Origin of the sequence: Macellibacteroides sp., from assembly GCF_050251695.1 — a bacterium.
GTDB classification, from domain to species: domain Bacteria; phylum Bacteroidota; class Bacteroidia; order Bacteroidales; family Tannerellaceae; genus Macellibacteroides; species Macellibacteroides fermentans.
On the sequence record NZ_JBFWMI010000011.1, the window covers coordinates 1 to 16082 of the forward strand.

Consider the following 16082-nt stretch of genomic DNA (forward strand, 5'->3'; position numbering starts at 1 on the left):
TATTGATTTTGTAGTCTTAATAGACACAGTCTGTCAACAGTCAATCCCCTGTTGATATTTTTGTAAAATACAAAAATAAGTAATTAATTTATATTTTTACCTGAAAGATTATTTCTTTACGTAAAATATTCTTTATTTGCTAATTATATAATATAGATATATTTATATCGATTACAATTAGATACTGTATTACATAGAGTTAATGTTATGTAAAATGTTTTGATTCAGTATTTTATCTTCCTGCAGTTTGACTATTTAGGTGTAGCAATATCTATTTTGGGAGACACAAACAACATCAGTATATAAAAACCCCCGCCCATTCCGTAGAGTGGACGGGGGGTAAGAGAGATAGATAACCTAAACCAAATAATCCAAAAAATTAATTAAAGCGAATATCATAAGGCAACCGGTCGGGGTGTTGTAATTTCTGACATTGTTAGATTTTACCCGACCGGTGCTTTTTTTATTTATACCAGACTACGGGTCTGTTAAGTTGTTTGCTTACTTCGGAGAGTTGGGAGCGGAGATTCATCAACTCGGTATTGATTTGCATTCGCTCGGGACCCTGGCTGAAAAGAAAGCGTTTGCTACTTAGCTTTCGCATTTTGTTTTGTAGTTCCTGTTCCTTAGCCATCAGCCGTGGGCGATCGCTTTGTATTAAACTCATATTGCCGTTGTCGGACATTCCGTCTGCTCCATTTGCCTCCGGATTATAAAGAGCATCGTTCGTTTCCTCTCCATTCATCCGTATTATTTGGCTGTTTCCGGTTCCTTCCGTTCCTTCTATTCCAATTACCTCTCTATTCCTGTTAGACAGGGTAGAAGAACTGCCAAGTGTCGAGGATGCAAAACTTGCCAGATCCATTCCGGTACTTTCCTGTATCGTTTGCAGATGGCCGGTAAGTTGGGATTCTGCAAGGATGGCGCGGAGGGCGTGTCTTCCTATGCGGCGGAAAAGGGAATCGGGGTCTTCGCCGGGTGGTAGTAACAGATTACTGGTCTGCATGCCGTGGCGATGGAGTACGGCGATGGCTGCAGCTGCTATCTCACGTCCGCGGTCGTCGGCATCCATCAGTACGGCTACGCGTTTGGTGTAACGCTTCAGCAGTTCGGCCTGGTCGTCGGTAAAGGCGGCGCCGCACTGGGCAACGGTATTTTTAAAACCTGCTGCCACCATGGCCAGTGTGTCCTTGTAGCCTTCGGTCAGGAAGGCAAAGGTCTCTGTCCGTATGGGCTCCCCAGCCAGATGCAAGCCGTACAGGGTGCGGCTTTTGTTGTACAAGTCGCTTGTTGGGCTGTTTACGTATTTAGGGGTGTACTTCCTGTTTTCCTCCGTGATGGTTTGGGTGGTTCGTCCTGCAAAGGCAACCAACCGGTTGTTTTCGTCGCGGATGGGGAATACAATCCGTCCCCTCATGGCTTTGAACGCGCCGGGCACCGTACTACCTGCCTGACTTACCTCGAAATCTACATAGGTCTGGGTAATGTCGCTGCAATCGGGGTGGTATTTGCCTCCTTCCATCCAGCTATGGTATTCCGGTTTGTAATGGCCGTTCAACCCGTTGCTGTTCCCACCAGCATTACCCATCAATCTGGTATCGTTTACCAATTCGGTATTAACTATTGATCCAGTATCACCTACCAACCCTGTATAACCTGCTTTCATTAAATCGCCCAATGTAGCGAGGGGAGGGAAGAAGCCATACATCGACCGCATGAACTTTACGTTTTCGGCTTCCATGGCTGCCAATTGTGCGGGCGTAGCAGGTGGCTTCTGTGCCTTGGCCCTTTCCTTTCGTGCAATGTGTTGTGGCGGAGGGGTTGATCCGTTGCACCATTCCTGGCGCAACAGATTAACAGCCTCGGCAAAGGTGCACGATTTTATTTTGCTGATAAAGGCGATCACATCACCTCCTTCGTTGCAGGCAAAACATTTAAAGATCTGCTTTCCGGTATGCACGTGCATGGAGGGGGTGGAGTCGTCGTGGAAGGGGCATAACCCTATCCACTTACCGCCTAATTTAGATTCCAGCTGCACATAGGTGCCTATCACATCTTCGATGTTCAAGGCCTCCTTCAGCTTCGCTATTTCTTCTTTGCTGTTACCCATAGTAGCTAGTAATCAGAGATTCTCGTCATGTGGGTATTGTAGCGAAACTTCGTTGTACCGGTGGCTCCGTTACGGTTCTTCAGGATGTTGATGGTGCCAATGCCCACCATGGATTCGCCATCTTCGCCTTTGCCATTGCCCTGCAGTTCGGGACGGTTGATAAAGTACACCACGTCCGCCGCCTGTTCCAGTACCCCGGAGTCACGCAGATCGCTCAGCTTGTGCTTGTAGTTGTCGTTGCGCTTCTCAATCTCGCGGTTCATCTGTGCTATCACTAGTGCCGGAATATTCTCTTCCACGGCTAAATCCTTGATGCGTTTCATGGCATGGCCCAGTGAAGTAGCCAGGTTCTCGCCGTGGGCATTTCCCAAATCCAACTGGTTGATATAGTCCAGAATCAAGAAGTCGCATTGCTTGCGCTTACGTGCCAGTTTCACCTTGGCGCGGATATCTTCGGGCCGTGCCGAAGGGATGTAGTCGATGTAGATGGGCAGTTCACGCAGCGTTGTTTCGTTCAGACTTTTGGCAACAGCAATTTCTGTTTCGGTAAGTCCATGCATACGCAGGTTCTCCGGCGACACATTCGAGAGCGACATGAGGATACGTCCGTAAAGCTGTTCCATACTCATCTCCAGAGAGATAATATAGACCGGTATGTTTTGAAGGGCAATCTGAACCGCCATATGAAGGGAGAGGGCTGTCTTGCCGTGAGAGGTTAGGGCAGAGGCAATGGCGACCTCGCCCCTCATAAAGCCACCCATAATGTTGTCCATGCCTTTAAGGCCGGTGGAATAACCTACCGAAGTACCACCGTTCTCCAACAATCGGGTGTGGCGGGCAACCACCTCCTGACCGATTTCACTGATCTGTCGGGTACTGGTGCTGTTTACGCCCATGCCGGCAATCTCTTCCAGCTTGGTGTTTGCCAACTGCAGGATTTGCTCCACCGGAATGTCCCTGCTGCCACACTTTCCGGATAGCTCCATAGCTAGCAGACGCAGGCTGTTACGCTGGTACTCTTCCACAATCAGATCGGCATAAGTGGTAACGTGTACATCGTCCACTACAGACAATAATCCGTCCCCCACGTAATTTAGTCCGTTCATCTCGGCATAGAGCTCGTTGTCCAGGGCACGCATCTCGTGCTCCAACAGGGTGTAGTCCATGGCTTTTCCCTTATTGAAAAGCTCGATAATCCCTTTGTAAATCAGGGCTAATTCGCGGCTGGTAAGCATTTCTGCTGTAACACGAGGATAAACCTGACTGCTTTCGGCTACTCCCGTAAGGAGAGCGCATACAAAACTTAGTTCGTTTTTGAATCCAATATTTTCTGATTTCATATTGTTTAGTTTTTAAATTTAGGGTTAACGAATTGCCTGTCGGCGCCAACTTGCCTTTCGTCTGACCTGTTTTTTTATTTGTTATTTTCCTCTTCCATCCTTTTTTTGAGAGCCCTTAATTTTTCCAAATCAATTTCAATCACCGGAATGTCGCAACCCTTTACGTGGTGCTCGGGGTAGTAATTTTCCACCATCACACCCAGTTTAGGCTTCTTGGCCTTGGGGGCTGCCTCTTCTGCTGCTTTATCGCCACCGTTGGCCTGCTTGTACTGGGCACTTTTCTTACCTACAATGCAGTCGTATGCTACCAGACTGATACGGGATCCGCCTCTCAACCGTTCGACACGAATTATGTTTTCGCTCGTAAACTCTGCCATGATACGGTTCCATTGCCTGCGGTCTGTTTCAAAACGGACAGCCAGTTCTTCCTGATTTGCAATCAGTTCTCCCCTGAAGCAGGTGTAGATTCGTCCGTCCAGCACTACATCGCCTTTGGCAAAGTAGGCCTTTTGGTAGAAGTAACTGAGGATCCTTGCTCTGAGAGCTGTCTTTTTACAGCTGCTCTGCTCGTTATCCACGATTACCCGGGGTATATTGTAAAACCCGCTTTTTAGTAAATTCTCCATGGCAAAAAATTTGTTCATCGTATCGATTTTTAAGCTAATTATTAATGTTATAATTAAATGTCCTATCCTAATGTCGTCTACTTCCCTGTATTGATGCGGGTTTTGACTTCGAAATGTCCTATCCTATGTCCTAAGCTTCTTAAATATATTATGCATATTCAAATACTCTTTTAAAAAAAACCGGAATTCAAAGACTTTCCATTACTGATAAATGCTTCAGACAATCGCTATTGTCTTTCCGGATTTGTTTTGCCCTCCGGCCGGGCTTTGTGGTTAACCGGTTCCGTTTCGGGAACCGGTTGTGCTCTTTTCATTTTGAAATTTTACAAACGCTCTTTTTCAAAAATTACTGCTGCGAAGATATAATGGATTTATTTGGCCTTGAAAAAAAGATGGGTTTGGGTATTATTGTAAATTGTTGATATTCATATTTATAACCCAAAACATTGGACCAATAAAATTCCTTTCGCAATGTTAATGTGTGTTAATGTTTTGTTTTTGAGTAGTTATTCAGAGCTTAATTTTATGTAATTTAAGTATCTCATCTACAGACTCTAAAAGATCTTTCGCACACTCGTCCGTTATGTTGTCCAAAAGTCGCTTTAATTTTTTTTCACCCTTGGAATTCATGAAGAAATCGGCACATTTCTTAGCGATTGATTTTGAGGAAGATAACCCAAAACATTGGAATTTGGAACAGGCAGCGATTACCAATCCTATGGCTTCATGGTGTTTGTAAATAGTCAGTTTTGCGTTGTTTTTTTCCTCTTTTAATAGGTTTAATTTGTGCTTTTCCAATCTTTCACCATAACACTTCAGGCAATTTCGGATAAACCTGGACCACACTTCTGTCCCCCCTTCATTGGGGTCGTTAAGCAAATTTGCAATGGAGCAAACAATAATCATTTCATCTTCTTTACCTCTGATTGCCTGATGAAATTTTTTAAACGAGGGCTTTCCCGGGCCCGTGTGATTTAGGACGATTTCTTTTTGTATATGATAAATATTAGTGCTCATGTTATTTTATATTTCGGCCTTAATAAAGCCTTTTTTTCTTTTGCAATGACTCTGTATTGCAGTTTTATTATACTATTAAATAATGCATTAGCGTAACAGGATAAAGGTGCATTCACTGGTGAAAACGGTTCATTTAGAGACAAAATTTGCAGGTACATTTTGACAAAAATGTATACTCTTTTTGTTTAAAATGTTATGACATTCTACTCAAAAAGTACCTAAGAACTGGAGTGTTCACACCTGAGATTTTACGCTGCTACCGCTTTGTTTTTAGGATAACAGGGAATTGCCGGAGGCCCCCTTTTCGGGGGCAGGCTCATGGTTCTCCCAGATAGGCTACAATGATTCGTACCTGCATGGAAGTGAGCCTTCGGGTTCCCTTCACCCAGCCTTCGCGGGCCAGTTCGTCACGTAGTTGGGGGTGGTTCTGTATCCACCTAAGCAGCTGTTTATTCTGTGCCGAACTGCTCAAAGCGGGCGAATATAATTGCGCCAGCTCGTTCCACCCGTAGGGATGGATGGGTAGGGGTTGATCTTTCATCGGTTGTGTATTGTAGATATAGTTATATACTTTTGTTCAAATAGTGTTGTTTTCATGGTAAAAAACTAGTATTTAGTGTTTTAAATCATTTATTAAATAATATTCAAATATACAAGTATCTTTCTAAATAAACAAATATTTCGCATAAAAATAACCTGTAAGTGTCATAATTATTGCTTATTCGGGAAGCTGTTAACAGGCTATCGGGAAACATCGCGCGTTATCGCGCCCTATCGGGACGTTGGCGGACAAACCGCGCCAAACGGGGGTGGGGTGGTAGTACATTTACATTGTTACGTAACGAAAATAAGTTTTATAAACCCTTAAAAAACAAAACAAGTATGGCATTATCTTATTCTTTAATCAAGCGCAGAAACATGGAGAAAGACGCTCCTGTAGGTAGTAAACTGGTATACGGATCCACCCGTACCACTTCGAAAATGGACCTGAACAAATTGTGCGACGCAATCGCTGCACACAGTACCGCATCACGCGGCGACGTGATGCTGGTGCTGGAAGGTCTGATCTATATTCTTACCGAGAGGCTGCAGGCCGGAACGGTCGTGAGCATGGGCAACTTCGGAAATTTTCGCATGGTAGCCGGCTCTGTAGGCGCTTTAACGGAAGAGGAGTTTAACACCTCGATGTTCAAAAAACCGCGTATTATCTTCAAGCCGGGTATCCTGTTGCGCGAAGTAACCAACAACGCCAAGTTCGAGAAATTGCCCACGGTTACGGTAACCGTAACGGAGCAGTGCGACAAAGAGCACGTGTATTAATTCTTCATTGCACCCTTGGATGCAGGTTCCGGGGGTGCAATTTTGTATGCACAAATCACAATTTTGAATTACAAGATTTAGAATCAAACAAGATATCAATATGCTGAAAGAAATATTTGTACAGAGTTATTACCCCCAGGTAAAGGAGGCGGGAATAAAATATGGCATTAACCCGGTGGTGCTGCTGGCCCAGATTGCCATTGAAACGGGATGGGGCGAGTCGGTACTGTGTAAGGAGCACTTTAACTTCGGTGGATTGACAGGCTTCGGTAAACCCTCCGAGTTCTGGCCAGGTACCAAAGTGCAGCTATGCGAAAAGGGACTTACCTACCGGAGCTATCCTGATGCCCGTAACGGTATACTGGATATGGCCCGTCTGTTGCGCTCATCCTATGCCTCTGCCTGCAACGTAAGCAACGTTCCGGCTGCCTATGCCCAGGAGATAGCTTACAGTCGCTACATCAGCGAGGTAAACGGCGACAATCGCGATAATTACAAGCAGCTGTTGGTAAAGCTCTCGGTAACCATGAGTAAACTGATAGCATTGCAGTTTCCGGAGTAAAAACATGAGCCCTTATTTATTATTGGTACACCTTATTGAATAAGTACCCGGATGGTATACATTGCTACTTTGGTAGCATACAAATATCAATAGAAGTTCTGTTTTGGGAATAGATCTGTCTCCAGAATGGTGTTTCCCTAAGCATTAAACAAACGATTCTCAATACTAACCCCTTAAAACAAACAGAAAGATGAAACAAGTAAAACAGATCATTGAATTTATTTTGATAGTGGCAAGCTGCTTTTTTCGGAAAAGGAAACAGCAAAAGGTTCACCCTTACGTTCCTGAAGATCCTTACCCTCCTGGCTCTTGTAATGGAAGAAAAGGAGATTGCCCTGGCTGCACTGGGTGTAATTGTAACCCTCAGTCAGCGCCCGCCACCGGACAATCCGATCAAGGGTACCAGCCTGTCACCATCGGAAACGAAGGAGCCACAGGAGCCATCCCCGCCACCGGAGCCGCCAACCTGCTTGGCTGGTGTTTGATAGCGGTAGCTGGAACAAGTTACCTGTATAGGTTGCTGGTGTAGTTGACGGCTAACGAATGCAGCCCTTAATCTTTACCGATCAGGGTAAATGATTAAGGGCTGCTATGTTTGAAAGCTGATAGTTATTTTATTTTATACAAATCTAAAGTTATAATTTTATTGATATCAGGACTTGCTTCATTTTGAACAAGGGTAAGGTGGTCATTGGTGTAGGTTTTAATTACCCAGGGCGCACCTCCCAAATACAATGCATCGCTGTTAAATGTGATGTATTTTCCTTCAATAGAAAAGGTAATATTGATAGCATCGTAATTTTTCCAATTAACGATTCCTTTTTGGGTGTCAACAAATTGAATACCTATATCCTTGCTTTTTGAAGTCCACGATTCGCAGTATCCTGCACCACTCCATGATGTTTGGTAAAGGGCTTGAGGCGTTAATTCTTTTGTGTCTTCATCCTTGTCACAACTAACAAAACATACTAAAATAAGGAATAGCAATTGTATCCCAATTAAATTCTTTGTTTTCATATTTAAAATTATTTCATAATGATTTAATGTCCAGATAGACATTGTTATTTGTAGTTATAAGTAATTAGTGCGTATAAAGAATGCTCGGTTTAATAAAATCGGCTTTGCTGATTTTTCTCAAAAGCTTTGAATTATCTCCTGTTTTTACAACGATCGTTACAGAGTCATTCCAGTTTTGAAGAGTGGCTAGATTTGAAATATCGCACGATACCGATCCATAATCCGTTTTTATATTGGTCCAGTTTTCAGGAATATTGGGGTTGTAATAAAGTTGTAAATGAAGTGTATCGGGATTTTGCAGCGCCTGATCGTACGAAATCACTATACCACCTACATCTAAGTAACAGTAGTATCCGTTTATTGAATCGCCGGTAATCGTGGCAGTACTCATAAAAGCCCGGAAGTTATCGTCATTATCATGGTTACAACTTGTAAGGGCAATCAAACTCATTGATAAAGTAAGGATTGACAAAAATCTTTTTTTCATAATCATAATCACTAAATTTGAACAGATCGGGAATTGTTGATATGTTCAGATGTTGCTTACGAATTGTAAAGGTATAACTAATATTGAATGAAAAAAAGAATAATTATAAGAAAAATATTGTTTGGGAGTGACATTCTTCTTCATTCAAGACCGGGTTATATGTATAAGTTACAGGTTTAGCAGCAGGTGTAAATTATGAATCTTCCTTTAATAATAGAAGGACTTAGACCAATAATTTGCTTATAGTTACAGGCGATTTTTCTTGTATGAATTACTTCTTGCAGATTTTACCGTTTTGAAAGGTTTCGTTGTATTCGATGGTGTCGTTCCGGTCGTAGCGGATCCAGCTTCCGTCTTTGAGATCGTTTTTGAAGTGGCCTATTTCCCATAGTTGTCCGGTTGCCCGGTAAAATGTCCATTTACCCTGCAGCATGCCATTCTCGAAAGGTCCCTGGGCTTTAAGTTTGCCGTCTTTGTAATAGAAAGTAAGCTGGTTGTCTTTCAGCTCGTATATTTTCTGACCATTTACATAGGTGTCTTTTCCTAATTCCATCGTTTGTTTATTTGATATATCCGGTTAAAATAAATAGTACTGCATAACCCGAAGATGCGGAACCGCCGGGTTACACAGGTGCTGATTAAGCTTGTTTCATAAAATCGAAGGCTCCTTTCCGTAAATTGATTCCATATTCTAGCCATGCCTTGAGGCAGGCAAGGAAATTGGCCCACCCTTCGGTATTGCCAACCAGCCATTGTAGTCCCGCTTCGTTGTTTTCCATGGTACCTTCCGTTATGCGTACTACGGTAGAGGCATCGGGTGTTTCATCCAGGTGCATTTGTACGAACAGGGTTGTGCCGTTTTCGCCGTCCCAATAAAAGGAGATGTACTTGTCCGGGATTACGGTGCCAACTCGAACGGGTGCTTCGAAATCGAATTCGGGAAAGCGCCAGGTTACCGTTACCCCCGTTTCCATACGTGCCGAACCTTTTGATATGAAGTAGTTCGACATCTGGTCGGGGTCCGCAATGGCTTCAAAAACATCGTGCGCCGGCCTTCCTATTTGAAGTGCCGCCTTTACTTCCAGCAGATTATTAGTATCCATAGGGGTTGTATTTATTTATACTTCAATAAATCCTGATTCACAAATATAACCATATATTCGGATTCACAAAATAGCTACCCTCTCCCTTGATGAATAAGGTGTTTCTTTGTTTGGCGAAATATTGTATCTTTGTGTGATTTCTATTTATGTTTAATTATTTAAGACCAATGGTTGGTTGAGGCCAGCTGTATTAAATTATGATTTGTATGAAAAAACGTGTATTGTGGTTGTTGTGTTTAATAGTCTCATTTGTGAGTGCCGGGGCGCAGACGGCGGATACTTTTACCAACCCGGTGATTAAGGGTGATTTGGCTGACCCGTCGGTTATAAGGGTGGGGGATACCTATTATCTGACTGCCACCTCGTCTGAATGGGCTCCTTTTTATCCTGTGTATAAGTCGGCCGACCTGGTGAACTGGTCGCAGGTGGGCCATGTGTTCGATACCTTGCCGGACTGGCTGGTCTCTTCTTTCTGGGCACCCGAATTGTATTTCCATAAAAACAAATATTATGCTTACTATACGGCTCGCCGGAAATCGGACGGTGTTTCGCTGATTGGTGTGGCCACCAGCAAGGATCCTGCCAAAGGCTTCGAGGATAAGGGGGTGCTGATAGAGCATGGCAAGGAGGCTATCGATGCTTTTGTGTTTGAAGATGAAGGGGTGTTGTATATCTCGTGGAAGGCGTACGGCTTGGATAACCGCCCTATCGAGTTGCTGTGCAGCCGGCTTTCGGACGACGGAATGAAGCTGGAGGGCGAGCCTTTTCTGCTTCTGCGCGACGACGACCGGATCGGTATGGAGGGGCAGTGTATGTTTAAAAAGGATGGCTATTATTATATCTTGTATGCGGTTAAGGGGTGCTGCGGACCAAACAGCGATTATGCGGTGTATGCGGCACGGTCTAAATCAATTAAGGGGCCTTACGAGCTTTATCCGGCTAATCCTATCTTAGGCGGCGGAGGTGGTGTATTGTCGGCCGGACATGGTACGATGACTACCACTCCGGACGGGCGTATGTTCTATATCTGTCACGCTTACTTCAAGGGGGCCGACTTCTACAATGGCCGACAGCCCATACTGCAGGAGCTGAAGGTGAACGAACAGGGATGGCCTTACTTTGTGTCGGGCAGTTTTGTGGCTGCGAAACAGCCGGTTCCTTTTGCCGGTACGGTGCAGCAGCCGGTACGGGGATTTGAGGATTCATTCGACGGAAAGGTACTGAAGCGGGAGTGGACCTGGAATTATCCGGTGTCTGACGTGAAGCCGGTGCTTAAGAAGGGTTCGCTGCTTCTGAAGGGGATGCCCAAAATGGGTAATGTGGATGTATCGGCTTTATGCCTTCGTCCGGTAGCGCCTGTCTATACGGTGGAGACCGAAGTGCTGAACCGTAACGGAAGTCTGAAGGGGGTTACCTTTTATGGCGACGACAAGAACCTGGTTGCCTGGGGTTGCCAGGGGGGCCAGTTGGTACTGAAGCAGCTGAAGGAGGGAGACGAGCGTGTGCTTGCTTCCGTGCCTGTGCCTGCGGGTAATGTGGGTGTTAAGATGGTGGTTACTGAGGGTTGCCGGGTGTCGTTCTTATGGCGCCATGCGGGCGGCAAGTGGAAGGCGCTGAATGGCTTCGACTCTGTTGATTATAGTTACCTGGTTAGATGGGACAGGGTGGCACGTCCGGGACTTATCCATTGGGGTGCGGCAGCCGATTGGGCCGAGTTTGGTTTCTTTAAGATGGCTGTGCCTGAATAATGGGGGAGTTTTTCGTACCTTTGCGGCTTAATTGGTGTGAATGGATATGATAGACAAACAATATAAATATCTGTTGCTTGACCTGGATGGTACGATAACAGATTCCATGGAGGGGATAACCCGTTCGGTGCAGTATGCCCTGGGGCATTTTGGTATCGATGTTACAGATTTAAATTCGCTGCGCCCGTTTATCGGTCCTCCGCTGAAGGAATCTTTCAGGGATTTTTACGGGTTTACAGATGAAAAGGCAGAGGCTGCCCTTAGTAAGTACAGGGAGTATTTCGCTACCAAAGGGCTCTTTGAAAACCGGGTGTACGAGGGGATGTATGCCTTTCTGGCTTCGCAGCTCAATAAAGAGCGGAAGCTGTATGTGGCTACTTCCAAGCCGGAGGTGTTTGCCCGTCAGATTCTGGAGCACTTCAAGCTGGATGGGTATTTTACCTACATAGGGGGAAGTACTCTGGACGGGAGCCGTTCTTCCAAAACGGATGTGATCCGCTACGTGATGGATGTAAACGGACTGGACGATAACCAGGCGGTGGTTATGATTGGCGACCGCAAGCACGACATGGTGGGTGCCGGTAATAACGGGATCGACGCCATCGGGGTGTTGTACGGGTATGGCGACGAGGAGGAGCTTCGATCGGCAGGTGCCAGCTACATTGCTGCCTCTGTAGAAGATCTTGAAGCAATGCTTACATAGAACCGGAAGGTTTAGAGATAAAAAAATAAGGGTGAACCGCTACTGGTTCACCCTTATTTGCAATACATCCTTTTACTCGTCTTTCTGACGCTCCACTTCGGACAGAACATCTTTAAGCTGGATGCCTGCCTTAGCTGCTATTCCCTTGCCGCAGTTTTCGTCGGCTTGATAGAAGCGGGCGATGGCTCTGATCTTTATAAAATCGGGAACACCTTCCATGGCGGCTGCCACGTTGCTGTGGATGCGCTCTTTCTCGTCGGCCGGGACCAGCCGATACAGGTTACCAGGTTGGGTATAGTAATCTTTGTCTTCGCGGTGGTTGTAATTGAAGGCGGCTCCTTCAAGTGCCAATGCCGGTTCGTTGTACTGGCTGTTTTCAACCGGTCCGTCGAAGCTGTTGGGTTCGTAGTTTACGGTTCCTTTACCATTGTCGCCGGTGCGCATGGTACCGTCGCGGTGGTAGTTGTGGAACGGACAGCGGGGGGCGTTTACAGGCAGACTGCCGTGGTTGATACCCAGGCGGTATCTGGCAGCATCGCCGTAGGCAAACAGGCGGCCCTGCAGCATTTTGTCCGGCGAGTAGCCTATGCCCGGCACAACACTGGCCGGATTGAAGGCGGCCTGTTCTACGGTGGCAAAGTAATTCTCCGGATTTTTATTCAGCTCCATGATGCCCACTTCGATAAGCGGGTAATCTTTCTGGCTCCATACCTTGGTGAGGTCGAAGGGGTTGAAGCCGCAGGTGTGGGCTTCTGCCTCGGGCATAATCTGGATGCACATCCTCCATTTGGGGAAATTGCCGGCGGCGATGTTGTTGTACAGGTCGCGCTGCGAATATTCGCGGTCGTCCGCCACAATACGGGCTGCCTCTTCGTTGGTGAAGTTGGCTATGCCCTGCATGGATTTGAAGTGGAATTTCACCCAGAAGCGTTTATTTACATCGTTGATGAAGCTGAAAGTGTGACTGCCGAATCCGTGCATCTGCCGCAGGTTTTGCGGAATACCCCGGTCGCTCATCAGGATCATCACCTGGTGCAGGGATTCGGGAGACAGGCTCCAGAAGTCCCACGCGGCGGTATTGCTGCGAAGGTTGGTTTTAGGATCGCGCTTTTGGGTGTGGATGAAATCCGGAAATTTAAGCGGATCACGCAGGAAGAACACAGGGGTGTTGTTGCCCACCAGGTCCCAGTTACCCTCTTCGGTATAAAATTTGATGGCAAAGCCACGTACATCACGCTCGGTATCTGCCGCTCCGCGTTCGCCGGCTACAGTAGAGAAGCGCAGGAACAGATCGGTTTTCTTTCCTATTTTAGAAAAAATAGCTGCTTTGGTGTACATGGTGATGTCGTGCGTGATGGTAAGGGTGCCAAAAGCTCCCGATCCTTTGGCATGTACCACTCTTTCGGGGATGCGTTCCCGGTTGAAGTGTGCCAGTTTCTCAATCATCCAGGCGTTTTGTAACAGAGCCGGGCCGTGCGGACCCGCGGTTTGGATATTCTGGTTGTCGCCAACCGGAGCACCGCTCTCAGTAGTTAGTTTCTTTTTTCCTTCCATATTAGATTGGTATTACTGTTAGTGGCAAATATAACGAAAAGAGGGTGGATTAAAAACAAAATAACGTTAATATTTGCCTGAAATATTGCGTGTTAGCTTGTTGTAGAACATGCTTTTGGAGGATATAACCTCTTCGGGTGGAATATCTTTTAAACAATCTTAATTTTTTTGGTAGACTCTGCTTTTATCGTTAGATTCGTTTTTTTGAAAGTGACTAAATAAGACCTATATGGAACATTTAAATTATGGAGCGGTGGGTAATTGCCGTACTGCGGCATTGATATCCGACAAGGGGAGTATCGACTGGTTTTGTTTTCCGGATTTCGATTCTCCTTCTGTTTTTGGCAAATTGCTGGATGAGAAGAAAGGGGGTAACATGAGTTTTATTGTGGGTAACGACTACCGGATCTCGCAGCGTTACCTGGAGCATACCAATATATTGTCTACCTTGTTTGAAGCTACCGAAGGGGCTTTCGAAGTGATCGATTTTATGCCCCGTTACAAGTTGCTGGATTACGACTACTACCTGCCCCCCGAATTGTACCGGCTGATACGGCTCAAGCGCGGTACGCCCCGCTTCAGGGTGAATTACAACCCGGCGCTTAATTATGCCCGGGGTGAAGTGGGACATAAAACAGGTCCGGAGTATGTGAAGACCTACGCCAAGGCCAACGAGCGGGATACCATCTATCTCTATTCGGGTATTCCGTACGATGTTATTTTTAACCAGCAGGAGGTGTTGCTGCAACGCGACGAGTTCTTGCTGGTGTCGTACAACCAGAAGCTGATTCCCATCGATATGAACCGGGTGAACCTGGAGTTTCAGCGCACCCGGCTTTACTGGATGAACTGGACCAACCGGTCGAAGAAGTACACGGCTTTCAACGAGCAGATTGAACGGAGCATGCTGGTGCTTAAGCTGATGTCGTACCAGCGGAGCGGGGCCGTACTGGCTGCCCTTACCACCAGTCTGCCCGAATCCATTGGCGAAGTGCGTAACTGGGATTACCGGTTCTGCTGGCTGAGGGATGCCTCCATGTCCATCGAAACCCTTGTTAAGGTAGGGCACCGGGGGGCGGCCGAACGTTTTATCGCTTTTATCACCGGTATTCTGCATTCTAAATACGACCGTTTTCAGATTATGTACGGAATACGGGGAGAGAGGGTGCTTACGGAGTATGATCTGCCCCACCTGGCGGGATACAAGAACTCCAAGCCGGTGCGGGTGGGGAACGATGCCTATCATCAGATGCAGAACGATTCCTTTGGTTACCTGATGGATGTTATTTACCAGTATTACCTCTATTTTCCGGGTACGCTGGACGAGATTGAGGATATGTTCGAGGTGGTGAAGAATATTGTGCGTACTGTGATGGAGGACTGGCGGAAGCCGGATAAGGGTATCTGGGAGATCAGGGGTGACGAAAAGCATTTTGTTTTATCGAAGGTGATGTGCTGGGTGGCGCTGGACCGGGCCGAAAAGATTGCCGTAATGCTCCAAAAGGGTGGGTATGCCGATAAGTGGCGTTGCGAAGCGGAGCTGATTAAGACGGATGTTTTCATGCAGGGCTGGAAGGAGGAGATTCAGAGCTTTTCGCAGACCTATTGCAATACCGAGCTGGACTCGTCGCTGCTTCTGATGGAGGTGTACGGCTTTATTGATGCTACAGACCCGCGGTATAAGCAGACGGTGGATGCTATTTACCGCAAACTGATGTATAAGGGGCTGATGTTCCGCTATAATAATGTGGATGACTTCGGTATTCCGTCGTCTGCCTTTACCATCTGCACCTTCTGGATGGTGCGGGCTTTGTATGTAACGGGCCGTCAGGCTGAGGCGCTTACCCTGTTTGAAACGTTGCTAAGCTATTCGAATCACCTGGGGCTTTTTAGCGAGGATCTTGATTTTGATACGAAAAGCCAGTTGGGTAATTTCCCACAGGCTTATTCGCATCTTGCGCTTATCAACACCGCCATGTTGTTTGGCGAGGAGAAACGGCTGTCTAAGTTTATCAGACCTTAAGGGGATCCATCAGTTGCCGGAGGAACGGAATGGTTTCCGCTTGTGTGCAAAGGCAATAGCGGGCCACTTCGGAAATATTCCCTACCTTGATGGTATAGGCATCTGCCGGCAGTTCGCGGAAGGTGTCTTCGTCCGTTGTATCGTCTCCCATGGCAAGGATAAAGTCGTATATGTTGTTTTGCAGAATTCGCCGTGCTTCGGATCCCTTGCTGAAGTGGGGCGATTTGATCTCCAATATTTTATTACCCTGCATGATCTGCAGGTTCAACCGGGCACAGGGGGTGATGAGTTCGTTGATGAGCTGCTGTTCGCGCAGGGAGGCCAGCCACCCATCTACATTACGGAAGTGCCATACCAGGGCTGTCTTTTTGATTTCAAGTTTGGAACGGGGTGTTTTGTCTACAAACTGCTGTAAGATACGCAGTATCTCGTCGTCCCATAACACATGGTGGATGTTTTCGAACCAGGTGCC

At 46.3% G+C, this 16082-nt stretch carries 17 protein-coding genes; 6 read left to right on the forward strand and 11 right to left on the reverse strand.

Annotation, left to right across the window (positions count from 1 at the left end):
- Window positions 1-463: 463 nt before the first annotated feature.
- The 5 genes from AB7E53_RS03045 to AB7E53_RS03065 all read right to left on the reverse strand — a co-directional run bounded on the left by AB7E53_RS03045 (window position 464) and on the right by AB7E53_RS03065 (window position 5634).
- Window positions 464-2110 carry a DNA primase gene (locus AB7E53_RS03045; RefSeq protein ID WP_446774097.1) on the reverse strand — a complete coding sequence of 549 codons (1647 nt, stop codon included), beginning with the start codon at window positions 2108-2110 and terminating at the stop codon, window positions 464-466.
- Window positions 2111-2115: 5 nt separating this feature from the next.
- Complete coding sequence (locus AB7E53_RS03050; protein WP_446774099.1) at window positions 2116-3450, reverse strand: replicative DNA helicase; 1335 nt, start codon at window positions 3448-3450, stop codon at window positions 2116-2118.
- A gap of 74 nt (window positions 3451-3524) precedes the next feature.
- On the reverse strand, window positions 3525-4094 hold the full coding sequence (locus AB7E53_RS03055) for a hypothetical protein (protein ID WP_446774101.1): 570 nt from the start codon (window positions 4092-4094) through the stop codon (window positions 3525-3527).
- Between the two features lie 492 nt (window positions 4095-4586).
- Complete coding sequence (locus tag AB7E53_RS03060; protein WP_446774103.1) at window positions 4587-5093, reverse strand: hypothetical protein; 507 nt, start codon at window positions 5091-5093, stop codon at window positions 4587-4589.
- 316 nt (window positions 5094-5409) lie between these two features.
- Window positions 5410-5634 carry a DUF4248 domain-containing protein gene (locus AB7E53_RS03065; protein WP_421467430.1) on the reverse strand — a complete coding sequence of 75 codons (225 nt, stop codon included), beginning with the start codon at window positions 5632-5634 and terminating at the stop codon, window positions 5410-5412.
- Between the two features lie 341 nt (window positions 5635-5975).
- On the opposite strand from AB7E53_RS03065, the gene AB7E53_RS03070 reads away from it, so the two are divergent.
- The 3 genes from AB7E53_RS03070 (at window position 5976) to AB7E53_RS03080 (ending at window position 7504) form a co-directional block, all read left to right on the forward strand.
- A complete protein-coding gene (locus tag AB7E53_RS03070; protein ID WP_421467429.1) occupies window positions 5976-6413 on the forward strand; it encodes an HU family DNA-binding protein in 438 nt (145 codons plus the stop codon).
- Window positions 6414-6513: 100 nt separating this feature from the next.
- Window positions 6514-6975: a glucosaminidase domain-containing protein gene (locus tag AB7E53_RS03075; RefSeq protein WP_446774105.1), complete on the forward strand. Its 462-nt coding sequence runs from the start codon at window positions 6514-6516 to the stop codon at window positions 6973-6975.
- A gap of 190 nt (window positions 6976-7165) precedes the next feature.
- Window positions 7166-7504, forward strand: coding sequence for a hypothetical protein (locus tag AB7E53_RS03080; protein WP_446774107.1), 339 nt, complete (start codon window positions 7166-7168; stop codon window positions 7502-7504).
- A gap of 80 nt (window positions 7505-7584) precedes the next feature.
- On the opposite strand, the gene AB7E53_RS03085 is transcribed toward AB7E53_RS03080, so the two are convergent.
- From AB7E53_RS03085 to AB7E53_RS03100, 4 genes are all read right to left on the reverse strand, one after another.
- A complete protein-coding gene (locus tag AB7E53_RS03085) occupies window positions 7585-7992 on the reverse strand; it encodes a hypothetical protein (protein ID WP_079684262.1) in 408 nt (135 codons plus the stop codon).
- Between the two features lie 64 nt (window positions 7993-8056).
- Window positions 8057-8479, reverse strand: a complete 423-nt coding sequence (locus tag AB7E53_RS03090; RefSeq protein ID WP_446774109.1) for a hypothetical protein — start codon at window positions 8477-8479, stop codon at window positions 8057-8059.
- A gap of 271 nt (window positions 8480-8750) precedes the next feature.
- On the reverse strand, window positions 8751-9032 hold the full coding sequence (locus AB7E53_RS03095; RefSeq protein ID WP_179399572.1) for a toxin-antitoxin system YwqK family antitoxin: 282 nt from the start codon (window positions 9030-9032) through the stop codon (window positions 8751-8753).
- 85 nt (window positions 9033-9117) lie between these two features.
- Window positions 9118-9582 carry an SRPBCC domain-containing protein gene (locus AB7E53_RS03100; protein WP_446772249.1) on the reverse strand — a complete coding sequence of 155 codons (465 nt, stop codon included), beginning with the start codon at window positions 9580-9582 and terminating at the stop codon, window positions 9118-9120.
- A gap of 206 nt (window positions 9583-9788) precedes the next feature.
- On the opposite strand from AB7E53_RS03100, the gene AB7E53_RS03105 reads away from it, so the two are divergent.
- Window positions 9789-11330: a family 43 glycosylhydrolase gene (locus AB7E53_RS03105; RefSeq protein WP_446774111.1), complete on the forward strand. Its 1542-nt coding sequence runs from the start codon at window positions 9789-9791 to the stop codon at window positions 11328-11330.
- 46 nt (window positions 11331-11376) lie between these two features.
- Window positions 11377-12033, forward strand: a complete 657-nt coding sequence (locus AB7E53_RS03110) for an HAD family hydrolase (RefSeq protein WP_446774113.1) — start codon at window positions 11377-11379, stop codon at window positions 12031-12033.
- A gap of 72 nt (window positions 12034-12105) precedes the next feature.
- On the opposite strand, the gene AB7E53_RS03115 is transcribed toward AB7E53_RS03110, so the two are convergent.
- Window positions 12106-13587, reverse strand: coding sequence for a catalase (locus AB7E53_RS03115; protein WP_446774115.1), 1482 nt, complete (start codon window positions 13585-13587; stop codon window positions 12106-12108).
- Window positions 13588-13816: 229 nt separating this feature from the next.
- Here AB7E53_RS03115 and AB7E53_RS03120 point away from each other — a divergent pair, with 229 nt between their 5' ends.
- A complete protein-coding gene (locus AB7E53_RS03120) occupies window positions 13817-15610 on the forward strand; it encodes a glycoside hydrolase family 15 protein (RefSeq protein ID WP_079684248.1) in 1794 nt (597 codons plus the stop codon).
- On the opposite strand, the gene otsB is transcribed toward AB7E53_RS03120, so the two are convergent.
- A partial coding sequence (gene otsB / locus AB7E53_RS03125) for a trehalose-phosphatase (RefSeq protein ID WP_446774117.1) occupies window positions 15600-16082 on the reverse strand: 483 nt, incomplete at its 5' end. The two genes, AB7E53_RS03120 and otsB, sit on opposite strands and share 11 nt — an antisense overlap.